The organism is Chitinophaga qingshengii, assembly GCF_014529935.1.
Classification (GTDB): Bacteria; Bacteroidota; Bacteroidia; order Chitinophagales; family Chitinophagaceae; genus Chitinophaga; species Chitinophaga qingshengii.
In genome coordinates this window covers 1,905,137-1,916,898 of record NZ_JACVFC010000001.1, presented here as the reverse complement: position 1 = coordinate 1,916,898, position 11,762 = coordinate 1,905,137, and the positions used below count along the sequence as shown (strand labels likewise).

Here is an 11,762-nt window from a genome sequence, read left to right as displayed (position 1 = left end):
GACATTTTATGAAGAAATCCCCACTGGCGGTATTAATAGCAGGACTCTTCTTTTTTTCCTGCACCAAATCACAGGAAGAATTTTATCCGGAGAACCGGATCATCGATATCAGCGTTAGAGGATTGATCGCAGCCGATTCGCTCCAGTTCAAACTCGGAGACCGGATAGTGAAACCGAACGAAGAGGCGCCGGGTCTTTATTTCACCGGAAACGTCAGTGCTGACCTGGTTTCCAATGGCGCTACTACGTTCGCTGTTTTTAATGGAAAGAATGAACGCTTGCTGGAAAAAAAGATCGATGGAACGGAGATGAAGAACTTTGTTAAGTTTTTCTATGACGGTACGGCTATCATTGATAAGTTGCCTCCGCTGCCGGCCATCACGCCTGGTAACGTAGGTGTTTTGTTAACCTTTCCCGACAGAAAGTATAGCAAAGTGGCGGCAAAAGACATCCTCGCAGAAATTACGTTAACCAAAAGAGGGCAGCCTACCATCAAAAAAACATTTCCGCTGAAAGAAGATGGCACCGTTTTTATCGATCTGAATGTGCCTGCTGTTTATTCGTATATCGGTTTCCGTTTGTTGAACGCCGCCAAGCCTTCAGAAGGATATGCCGGTACTAATATTTCCTCCAACTTCACCCTGAACTCCCCCAAAGCAGATAAAGGATATGTGATGCTGGCACGGGAATATACAGATGCAGCGGGAACATTCTACGGTGTGGAAGGCATAGAGCTGACGCAATACTTCTAACATACATACGCGAAGGGCCATCCTGCGGGATGGCTCTCTTTTTTAAAATCTGCCTGCCTTTCTGAAAGCCAGAGGTGACATATTCGTCCATGTTTTAAACAGCTTGGAGAAAGACTGCGGATATTCAAACCCCAATTCAAAAGCAATTTCATTGACGGACAAATCTGTCAATATTAGTCTCTCCTTCGCCTTTTCTATAATTCTCTCCTGGATATGTTGTTGGGTGCTATTTCCCGTAAGTGTTTTGAGCATGCCGCTCAGATAATTAGGGGAGATGTTCAGTTGCCGGGATATATCCTTTACCGTTGGTATACCGTTTTCTTCCAGTGCGTCTTGTGTGAATGCTTTTTCCAGCAGTGCATCCAGCTTGCGGACAATATCATGATGCGTAATTTTGCGGGTAATAAACTGCCGCTGGTAAAAACGGGCAGAATACCCCAGCATGGCTTCTATCAGGGAGATGATAATACCCTGGCTGAAAGCATCGATATGGGCACTGTATTCCTGCGCGATGGTTTTAAACAGGCCGGTCATGGTTTGTTCTTCTTCATCAGAAAGAAACAGCGCTTCATTCATGGAGTAGTCAAAGAATTCATACTGCCGCATTTTCTGTGCCAGCGGGTGGTTCCAGAGGAAATCCGGATGGAGCATGAGCAACCATCCGGACAATGTAATGTCTTCCACTTCATCGGTATTAAAACTAAATATCCGCCCTGGTGCGATGAATTTCATCACCCCTTTATCGAAAATCGTATTCCTGTTGTCCGTATTTCATTTTCAGGCAGGCTTCGGTGGACCGGCTCATGCCTATAAAATAGAAATCGGTGGTCAGGGACATATCAACCGGCTTAGGACGTTCCGGTAGCGCAGTGATATCGATTAGGCTGATCAGCGGATGTTTGGTATCCGGCAAGCCCCGCAGCTGTAACAGCTCCTGGATACTTTTTATTTTCAGAGGAAGGTTTCCGGCCATAGTATACTAGTTTTGATGGTACCAGGTGGCGTATTCCCTGGCAAAATCAGACAATTTTTGTTTTCCCCGAACGGGTTGATGCAGGTGATAATCCTGTTGTGCTTTCCCGTTATGCATTATTTCCTGCATTTCTACCAGTAACGCTGCTACTTCCGGCGATACGCCGCTGGCTTCCAGTCCTTGTTTTACCTGTTCACCGGGAACGGTGAGCCATTGGAGATGGGGCATACCTATGGCTTCGCCTATAATTTGCGCCGCCTCGTTGCAGGTGAGCTCGTCGCTGACCACATAAAGCGGTTTAAAACCTGTAACTGCCGGAGCTTCTATCTCCGCCGCAATAGCGGCTGCAATGTCTTCCGGCGCAACAAAGGCGATCCTGTCTGCTCCGCCATAGTTGGATACAATGTTGCCCTGGTGACGGATCATCTCTTTCAGATGGTAAAAATTACTGTAAAACGGGCCTGGTCTGACAAAGGTAACAGATACGCCGGGCAGCGCCTCAAATTTTTTCTCCGGATGATAGGACTGCAGCAGGTGCGCTACCCAGCCGGAAAGTACGATCACCCGCCGGATGCCCGTTGCCCGGATAGCCTGAACATAATGATCCATATGATTGTCCCAGGCGTCCAGGTCCCGGGAACTGAAGTCCAGCGGGTTCATACAGTACACCGCATCGGCGCCGTTAAAGGTTTGCAGGAGAAAGGGCAGATCCCCGATGCTGCCGATAGCAGGCTGAGCGCCTAAAGCCAGTATCCGGCTCTTTTTATGGGGGTCGGTACTGATCAGGGTGACCTGGTGTCCTGCTTTTACCAGTAGTGTGGTGAGTGGCTGGCTGATATGGCCGAGCGAGCCGGTAAGTACAATTTTCATGTGGCATCATTTAAGGATACAAAGGTCTTCCGGAATATTCCGGCGAAAGTGTTCAGATCTCCTGAAATGGTATGAAAATGTACTAAAAACGCCGAACCTGCGACAAGCGCAGGTTCGGCGTTCATTCGTGTATCCGGTTAGGTGAATTAAAAAGACCAGGTAAAGAAGATACCGGCAGGGAATCTTGTATGGTCTTGATAGTTGGCGTTTAAGATAACTTTGTCGGCCATATTAAACACACTGGTATTATTAGTCAGGTAAGCCGGACCGTAACCTTTGATAGTATTCAGATACACTTCACCGGTGATAGGATGCACGGCGATATTGTTATATACGATATTGGCATCCTTCACCATGGTTTTGGCATCAGCCATAAACTCGGTGGTACCCAGGCTGAAAATATGACGGTATAATTTGGTGCCGGCGCCGCTGAAATACAGGGTGTCGCCTTTGGCGGTAATGCCTGGCGTAGCTCCGAAACCAGCGCTCACACTGCCTGCGGTGACATCGTTAGCTCTGATCAAAGAATAATCCCTGAAATTGATCTTCGAGATTTTGGAAGGCGCGCCGGTAGTGGATACCCAGATATTACCATCGCTGGCTTTTACTACACCGCTCACGGAGGCTTTCATATCCAGCCCAAAAGAGATCGTGTCTTTATCAGCTTCCACCACATATACCTTACTGCCGGCGGCAGCGAAGATTTTGTTGTTGGAAACGGCCATGGTGAGCTTGGCAGCGGACCTGGAGCCTTTGATGAAAGTGAGTGCTTTGGTGAGCGGATTAAATCTGTATAAGCCGTTGTTATCCCGGATGATAATATTCTCCTCGTTGAGCACGGCTACATGTGTAGGCCAGCTGAGGGTAGACAGTTCATCGTTATAGGCGCCTTCTTTCTTCAGTGTTTCCGCATTGGCCACTACCAGTAAGCCATCATTGTTGAAGCCATTTCCTACCGCATTTTTTTTACCGTTTTGGGAGATGATATAGATTTTGTTACGATAGATGTATAAATCCTGTGTCACGTTGCCCAGGTGGGTACCGTTTGCTTTAAAATAGGCACTGTCGGTCACCACGCCTTTTGGACTGATAAAGGTAAGGCTGCCGTTATCACTGGTCATATTGCCTTCATTCAGTACAAAGGTGCCGTATTTGTATTTACCGTATACTGTGATATTCGCCTTAGACGATGCCTGCAGGTTATTTTTGGAAGCGGTGACGGTAATCGTGTGCTCCCCTAAATCGGTGGTCGCAAATTTAAAGAGGGTGTCTTTCACTGCAGCGTCTTTGCCATCTACAGCCCATGCCAGGGTGCTTCCGGGAGCGGCCTTCACTTTAAATACCAGGGTGTCTTCCTGTGCTACGCTGTTTTGCTCAAGTACATTCACGATAGCAACATCAGGCACCGGCTGCGGCTCATTGGAATCTTTTTTGGAACAGGATACTGCGGTGACGGCGATCAACGCCCCCATTACTAAAACACTTTTTTTCATAAAAACTAAATACTGATTGAATTTTCTCTCTATTATGGTTACTGGTTTTTATTATGGTTGAATAGTGGCAATGTTGATACCTGACATATGCAGGTCCTGGCCGCGGCCTACTTCGGTGGAGTTTTCTCCCAGCCAGCCATTTTCCTGGTCTACGCCGGTGTATACTTTTACGAAATCGATACCTGGCAGGTTTACTTTGTTACCATTTTTATCTACCGCCCAGTCGATATCGATGCCGGCGCGGTCATCATTATTCGGGAAGTTATCTGCATATCCGTAGTTGAAAGCGTACAACACGAAATAGCTGCCCTGGCCGCTTTCATCCATACCGTTTTGGGAGAGGCGGATACCTTTGAAGGTGAGCTTATCATCTTTCACCCATGCCGGATAATAACTTTGTGAGTGGAAGGTGTTTTTGATTTTATAACCTTGTTCGCCCTGGTTGTTGGTCCACTGGATATAGTTTTTGATGCTGGCCACTCCGTCGGGGGTACCTGGTGTTTCGTTGGCAGGACGCTGATAGGTCATTTCGTAGTTGCGGAGTGTACGCAGGTCCACTTTTGCGGTAATGGCCGCGGTGTACCAGGGCTCATTTTCAGGGGAAGTGCTGCCGCTGCCTTTTATTTCATACCATTCATCCTCATCGGGTTTACCGTTTTTGTTTTTATCGTAGGCCACCATGATAATGCCTGGCTCACAGCTACCGCCAAAAGGAGGGTTGGGGCGTGGGTTGGAGTTGGCGCCGAAAGCGTTGCCTTCAATTCTGAAATCGCGTCTGCCGGCTACGTTGGTGATGGTATGGTCAAAGCCTAATACCACATAACCTCCCCAGCCACCCAGGGTGATGAAACTGGTTTCTTCTCCCACAATCGTTTTGCTTACTTTGGCCAATATGGTTTCATAGGTATCGCCTTTTTCGTATTTGGGCAGTTCGTTTACAAACTGGCCGGGCGCCGGCAGGTAGTCAAACACTTTAGCCGTAAAAGGAGACTGACTCTTTTCCGGTTGTTGTACGTTGACCAGCAGTGTGTCTATCAGCTCACCGGAGGATACTTTCACCTGGTAGCTACCTTTCGTAACGGCAGTAAACAGCGCAGTAGGCGCACCGTTGGCAGATATTCTGTATAGCTCGGACGGCGCTGACACTATTTCCCATTTTACGTCATTCTTACCCGCAAACTTGGCGGATGCTTCCAGCGTTAAGATGGTATTGGTATTGGTTTGCTGGCTCAGGTACCGGGCGACGGTAATCTGTATCACTTTCTGGATGATGTTGCCCCGGTTGTAGGCTGTGATGACAACGTTATAGGTACCGGCATCCTTCACCTTAAAATTATATTGTAATGCATTGGCGGCTCGTTGACCATTCACCGTCCATACCAGGGAGTCTACCCGGTTTTCGATGGTGGGTTTAAGCAGCAGTTCGTTGTTGACAGCCACATAATACGATGCTTCTACCCCTGTGATGGCGGGGGCAGATTCCGGGGTTTCTGCCGCCTCTTTTTTACAGCTGCTGATTAAAAATAAAGCGCAGGAGAAGTAAAGGAGAAATTTGAATTGATTATTCATGATGCAAAATTGTTGTTGAATGATAAGAAAGCCGGGCGCGGTAATGGTTTACACCATTACTGCGTCACCTGCACATTGTCTATGCACACATAGGCGGGCGTATTTAATCCGTAGGCGCCGGAATCGTTGCCTTCGAAGTTAAATTCAACACGGGTAACAGTGCCTAAGTCTGACAGGTCGAAATAAGTCCATGCGGTTAAAGGTGCTACAACAGGCAGATGGTTGCTGTACCTCGCCAGATCGATTTCCACAGGAGCGCCGCCATTGGTGGGCGTGCTGCCATTAAAGCCATATGCGAGTAATTTAAAGTAACCTGCTCCACCGGCTACATCTTTGAGTGGGGTAGCCACACCGGATGAACCAAAAGCATTACCGTTCATGATAACGCCATAGGTATAGGAAGAAAGGCATACATACATGCCGTCTATCACGCCGCTGCCGCTGGTGAAGTTCATGACAGGACGGGTAACGTAGCTGGAATTATAGCTGTCAACATAGCCGAACAACACTGCGAAGTTGCTGCTGCCATTATAGCCGCCATTTTTGGCGCCATCAGTACCTGCGTAAACGCTGGCCTGGTTGAGGTAGGAATACCACCAATCGCCAGTTTTGCCGGGTGTGTTGGATTTATTGTTCCAGTTGGAAATGATAAATCCGCCATCCCAATAGTTAACAGGAGAGGAGCCACCAGCGCCTTTGATGGCAAATCTCAGGTTGCTGGGCGTATGTACATAGGGCGCTATTTTAGTGCCGGTGTAAGCGGCGTAGGCGTTATCTGCATAAGAAGTAGGACCAGCCATGTAGCTGCTGCCTATTCCTTCAAAAGTGATCGTGCTGGTGGTGGTTAAAGTAGATTTTACGCCACCATTCACGGTTTCAGCCTGTGGTGCAGACACCGGTACCAGGTCGTTTTGTTTGGAACAGGACGTGGCGACAGCCAGGCTGAAGAGGGCGACTATAAGGGTTTTGCTACTAAGGGACTTTTTCATAAGTCGTAATTTTTAGGTTATTATTAAATGGGGAAACGCCCGGCTTTCTTTAATTTTTGAGTGTTTTATCCAGTATGCCGCCAACATGTAACATCCTGCCTTCTTCCATATTGACATCTGTCCGTTGTCCATCGACGAGCTCCACAGGATATACGGCCTTCTGAATTTTGACGAAATCAATTCCCGGCAGTTGTACATATTCTCCTTTATCATTGACGGCCATATCAATGTCGATGTTCAGCGTTTGCTGGAAGGAAGGTGTACCTGTCAGGTTTTTGGTAATACGTTTTCCTTTACGGGTAAAGGAATTTTTCCAGCCATCCAGTATGGCTACATTTTTGGAAGCGATATCAACCATGCTTAAACCCGGGAAGAAGCCTCTGGTGGAGAACGCGCCGCTGCTGGTCATGGAACTGCTGAACGTTTTATTGGTTAATACTTCGCCCTGTGCAGACTGGGTTTGGTTGTCTTTCCAGCTAAAGGAGGTGTATATTCTCTTCTCGTCTTTATCAGTTTTTAAGTAGGTAAAAGTCATTTCATAATTAGGTATCACTCCCAGTCCTGTATCATCATTTTTAATTTCATACCATTCATCGGCGTCAGCTTTACCATTTTTGTTGCGGTCATAGGCGACATATACAGTAGGAGCATCCGCCTGCGAGCAAATAGCAGTCAGTTCCAGCTCCGCTTTATCAGGTGCATTGGCGACCGTGTGATCAAATTTAAACGTAGCAGATCCACCCCAGGAGCCGATGACCAGCATCGGATACTTGCTATCTTTCCGCAGGGCGGTGGCTTTGGCTAAAAAATCGTTGTAGGTGAGGGGATATTCCGCGCCGTACTTCCAGGAGTCTGCAGAGCCGATGACAGACCAGTTATGGTTTTTAGCAGGAGAAGGCGCGTATTCCAACACCATATAGGCGTTATTGTTATACTGTGCAGCCGTCACCGTTATTTTACGGGTGGCGGTGGTGGTTTGTTTTCCGGCGGTAGTGCGAAGCGTTAGCTCGTAAGTACCGGCTTGCGGCGCAATAAAGCTCAGGTTTCTTTTTTTGCCAATCACAGAATCCCCGATTGTCCACAGGTATTGGTAATCGAACCGGTCGGGGCCTGTAACAACAGGTGTGATGTCGGTTACCTGGCACATGGGAACAGCGGGTAGTTCATCAATAGCAATGGTGATCTGCTTTTCTACCAATATCCGGAAAACCTGTTCGCCTGAACCGCCTTTATTATTGGCTTTAAAAGTCACTTCATAATTTCCGGCAGCGGTAGCCTCAAATGTATAGTTTACCTGGCCCGTAGCGGTTTCTTTGCCATTCACCGACCAGGCATATTCATTGCCTTTCAGGTTCGTGATATTGGGCGCCAGCACCATTTTGTCGCCGAGGTTCAGTATGATAGTATCTGCTTTGGTGCCGGAAATATCCGGCGCATTGTATTGTTCTTTTTTACAGGCCGCTGCCAGTAAAAGAGCGGCTGCTATTAGTTTCAGGAAGTAAATTTTTTTCATGTATCGGGTGGTTGATTTTTATGGGCGATTAGGTAATAAGGCAAAGTGGGCCGGTATATCCCCGGTAACAACACTCCATTTCTTTTTCCCTTCTTTCGAAAAACAGTACAACATACCGGGCGTTACATAGTTCCCGGCGTCTGTTACATAGATGTCTTTGGTGATAGGATTTACCATGATACCATAAGGGATTTCTATTTCTTTATTGGTGCCGTCGGTGATAAAAGCGCGGCTGACCACCTGATGCGTGCGGGTATCTACAATACCATAGGTAATGGTATTGGATTGTGTTATTTTACTCCACTCTGTGCTGTATATGTAGAGCGAGTCTCCGTCCAGGTAGTAGTTGCTGACGGCGATAGACACGGTATCCGTTACCCGTTGGGTGGTTTTGTCTATAAAATAAAGCCGGGACGGGAGTGACTTGTAATCACCCCTGGAAGTAACCCATAGATCGCCGCGTTTATCAGCCAGAATATGATGGAGGTTATACGCTACGTCGATCCGTTTATCTTCTTTAAACGTTGCCAGATCAATAACGGAAACCGTCCGCTCATAATTGGCCGTATTTCCTGCACCCATGTAACCACCTGAGTTAGCGACATAAATTTTACCGCCGGTAATTTCGAGGCAGTCAGGCTGGAAACCAACAATACACTGGTCCACTACAGCGAGAGTGGCAGTATCCACCTTGGCTACATAACCTTTCTGTGTATAATTGGGATTAATTTGAATGGGGCCGGCGTAAGAAGTGATATAGGCGTATCCGTTATAGAACTTAATATAACGACAGTTGGGGATTTGAATTTGTCCGATCCTGCGCGCTGTTTTGGCATCCATCACTTCTACCTTGTTGGAGGCGTTGATCACCGCGTATAACTTGTTGCCATAAATGGCGATATCGTTCCCTACATCGCCCAATTGTTTGGGTACTGTTGGATTGATAGCAGCATAGATGTTTCTTTTATATACACCGGTCGCATAGTCGAAGTAGTCCAGCGTACTTTTGTTACTGCCCATATTGCCTTCGTTAAGAAGGTAGAATCCCGTGAAGGTATTTTTAGATGCCGTGTCAACGGTAATATCATCACCCGGAAATACTTCTACATCCTTCCTGCAGGCCGACATGGCAACGAAGAGAGACAACAATGCGATGAAGCATAAGGAGTGTTTTCTCATAGCTCAACGGATAAAATGAGTTTATAATTTCGTTTAGGCATCGGGTAGTTCAATACCACTTCATAATCCTGGTTCAATACGTTATTCAGCTCTCCGGCGATCCTGAAACGGTATCGTTTAAACTGAAAGTTTTTTGAGGCCGACAGATCACTGGTATACCATGGCTGTTCATAGTTTGCGGGTATATTGGCGGAATTATGATAACGTTCGCCAACGTAAATGAAACTATAATTCAGGCGCCATGACTGATATTGTATGCTTGAAATAAGCGAACCGCTATGCCAGGGAATATAGGGGATCTGACCGCCATAGGTGAGTTTTTGCAGGGTGGGATTTAATCGTTTGGTGAAATCCTGCGCCAACTGATAGGTGTAGGTAGCCCTTATATTCAGGGATATATTTTCCGGCAGCGCAAATGCCCAATCGGAGATTACATCCACACCTTTTATCTCCACAGTGCCCAGGTTCATCATCATCCAGCGATACATACCACTGCCTTTGGGAACGGCCACTATTTTATTGGTGACCTGGTTAAAATAAAAATCGGATTGTAGTTGCCACTCACGTAATGCGGTACCAGCAAGGGTTTTGCGATACACGAAACCCAGGTTGTATTGATGCGTGTATTCCGGTTCCAGTGCGGCATTACCAATATCTGTGTAGTACAGGTCATTAAAGGTAGGCATCCGGAAAATGTTCTTGTAAAAGGCTCTGATGTTAAGGTCCGCCTGGGGGAAAGGTTTGTAGGAGAGGAAGACCGCCGGGGTAACCTCCCTTTTAGGAGATGCAGCTATCACGGAGTCGCCAATGGAAGTATTTCCCATGGTGATCCGCTCGTTGACAAACGTCCCTAAAATGCTGGCCTGTAGTTTCAGTTTCCCCAGTTCTGCTGCCCCGGCCAATGCTACCAGGGAAGTAAACCTTCTGGGAAACACAAAGCCTTCCATGTTGGAGCGTAAGGTATTGTACTGGAAGTCGGTGGATAAATTGATATCAATCTTTTTCGATACACTGTACTTGTTGGCGATAGATCCATACCATTCCTGTTGATGGAAGTTGTTATCGATATGCATTAAAGTAGTATCAGGGTTCAGGTAACGCATATAGTCGTTGGCGAATTTCGCGTTGACTTGTATATCGTACCCTTTGATAATATTTTTTTGCAAAGAGCCTTGCAGGAAGAAGTTCCTGTCCCACTGCCTTTGTGCGTTTTTCCAGACGTTGTTGACGATGGCGCCGGGTATGCCTCTTTCTGAATTATAGAAGTAGGCTTTGGCGTTCCACATGCCCCGATTCAAGTTGCCATACAGGCCGCTTTCGATCCGTTGTGCGTTGATATCTCCGTTTTGTCGGACGGCAGTGGTATCCCAGGCAAGCTCTTTTGTATCATGGTATATTCTTTTGTAGCGAAAAGGATAACGGCCGGATGACCGGATGTATTCACTGCTGATAGAGAAGTTGATATCTTCCGTCAACTTTTGCTCTACTAATACAGAGGGGTTGATTAAGTCGAAAGATCCTGTTTTGAAAACGCCTTTGAAGTTGGTAGTTTTGGTTGAATCGAAGACGGGTTTTCTGCTCCGCAGATAAATACTGCCGGATGATCCATAGTCTTTGGCAGGCTGAAAAATATCGCTTTTCTGGCCATTATACAAAGAAATAGATTCGATGTTGTCCATCGAAAACTTTCCAAGGTCTATCTGTCCGTTTTGGGCGTTGCCGAGCTGTATGCCGTCGTAGAATACCCCCATATGGTTGGTGCCCATGCTACGCATATCCACGGTTTTTAAACCGCCTATACCGCCGTAATCTTTTACCTGTACGCCTGCGAAGTATCGTATAGCGTCTGCTACAGAAAAGCTGTTTAAACTCTTTAAGGCTTCGCCTGAGAGTTTTTGCGCGGGGATCACTTCCTTATATCCGGATGCTGAAATGGTAACACCCCGCAAAGTCTTTACAGCTCCGGTATCCACGCGGATGGAGTCACGATGATGATGTTGTCCGTACAGGTGGGTACAGATAAATGCTAAAAACGTTATCAATAACGTTCTTACTGCGTTTGACATATAATAATTGAGTTCGTCCGACTAACGGATGACATACGACAACGAAAGACCCCGAAATAAATCAGTGCAAGTTGTATTCAAAGCCTCATCCTCGAAAGCTTTAAAATTTATCTGCATTGGCAGGTCTCCTGGCTTGTTCTCACTGTTGACGGCCTTCCCATTTTTATTCACTAAAAACAGTGGCTAGCAGAATGTCAAAGTGTGTTAATAGAACTTACAGTAGCGGGTCTGCTCAGGATTTGCACCTGATTCCCTATTAATTTTAACATTGTGAATGTTATGTTAAAAACCTAATGCGGCGTGAAAGTACAACAATTAATTGAAAAGGCCTAAACGAAGAGGCAGGCTGTAGATATAT

At 46.7% G+C, this 11,762-nt stretch carries 10 protein-coding genes and 1 riboswitch; of the genes, 1 reads left to right on the top strand and 9 read right to left on the bottom strand.

Annotation, left to right across the window (positions count from 1 at the left end; genetic code table 11):
- The first annotated feature begins 8 nt into the window (after positions 1–8).
- The gene (locus ICL07_RS07260; RefSeq protein WP_188087253.1) at positions 9–752 is read left to right on the top strand and encodes a hypothetical protein; all 744 of its coding nucleotides are present in this window, start codon (positions 9–11) and stop codon (positions 750–752) included.
- 42 nt (positions 753–794) lie between these two features.
- Here ICL07_RS07260 and ICL07_RS07255 read toward each other — a convergent pair whose 3' ends face one another.
- The 9 genes from ICL07_RS07255 to ICL07_RS07220 all read right to left on the bottom strand — a co-directional run bounded on the left by ICL07_RS07255 (position 795) and on the right by ICL07_RS07220 (position 11,404).
- Positions 795–1,484 (bottom strand): helix-turn-helix domain-containing protein, encoded by a 690-nt coding sequence (locus ICL07_RS07255; protein ID WP_343070987.1) that lies wholly within the window; start codon positions 1,482–1,484, stop codon positions 795–797.
- 7 nt (positions 1,485–1,491) lie between these two features.
- A complete protein-coding gene (locus ICL07_RS32685; protein ID WP_343070986.1) occupies positions 1,492–1,725 on the bottom strand; it encodes a hypothetical protein in 234 nt (77 codons plus the stop codon).
- 6 nt (positions 1,726–1,731) lie between these two features.
- Entirely contained in the window at positions 1,732–2,595 is an 864-nt protein-coding gene (locus tag ICL07_RS07250) for an NmrA family NAD(P)-binding protein (protein ID WP_188087252.1), read from the bottom strand.
- A gap of 146 nt (positions 2,596–2,741) precedes the next feature.
- A complete protein-coding gene (locus ICL07_RS07245) occupies positions 2,742–4,088 on the bottom strand; it encodes a DUF5074 domain-containing protein (protein WP_188087251.1) in 1,347 nt (448 codons plus the stop codon).
- Positions 4,089–4,139: 51 nt separating this feature from the next.
- Positions 4,140–5,657 carry a hypothetical protein gene (locus ICL07_RS07240; RefSeq protein WP_188087250.1) on the bottom strand — a complete coding sequence of 506 codons (1,518 nt, stop codon included), beginning with the start codon at positions 5,655–5,657 and terminating at the stop codon, positions 4,140–4,142.
- A 56-nt stretch (positions 5,658–5,713) separates the two neighbouring features.
- Positions 5,714–6,646 carry a DUF4465 domain-containing protein gene (locus ICL07_RS07235; RefSeq protein WP_188087249.1) on the bottom strand — a complete coding sequence of 311 codons (933 nt, stop codon included), beginning with the start codon at positions 6,644–6,646 and terminating at the stop codon, positions 5,714–5,716.
- 49 nt (positions 6,647–6,695) lie between these two features.
- Entirely contained in the window at positions 6,696–8,159 is a 1,464-nt protein-coding gene (locus ICL07_RS07230; RefSeq protein ID WP_188087248.1) for a PKD-like domain-containing protein, read from the bottom strand.
- 18 nt (positions 8,160–8,177) lie between these two features.
- The gene (locus tag ICL07_RS07225; protein WP_188087247.1) at positions 8,178–9,338 is read right to left on the bottom strand and encodes a YncE family protein; all 1,161 of its coding nucleotides are present in this window, start codon (positions 9,336–9,338) and stop codon (positions 8,178–8,180) included.
- The gene (locus ICL07_RS07220; protein ID WP_188087246.1) at positions 9,335–11,404 is read right to left on the bottom strand and encodes a TonB-dependent receptor; all 2,070 of its coding nucleotides are present in this window, start codon (positions 11,402–11,404) and stop codon (positions 9,335–9,337) included. The genes ICL07_RS07225 and ICL07_RS07220 overlap by 4 nt, the downstream gene beginning before the upstream one ends.
- A 101-nt stretch (positions 11,405–11,505) precedes the next feature.
- A riboswitch (cobalamin riboswitch) is annotated at positions 11,506–11,714 on the bottom strand.
- Between the last annotated feature and the right edge of the window lie 48 nt (positions 11,715–11,762).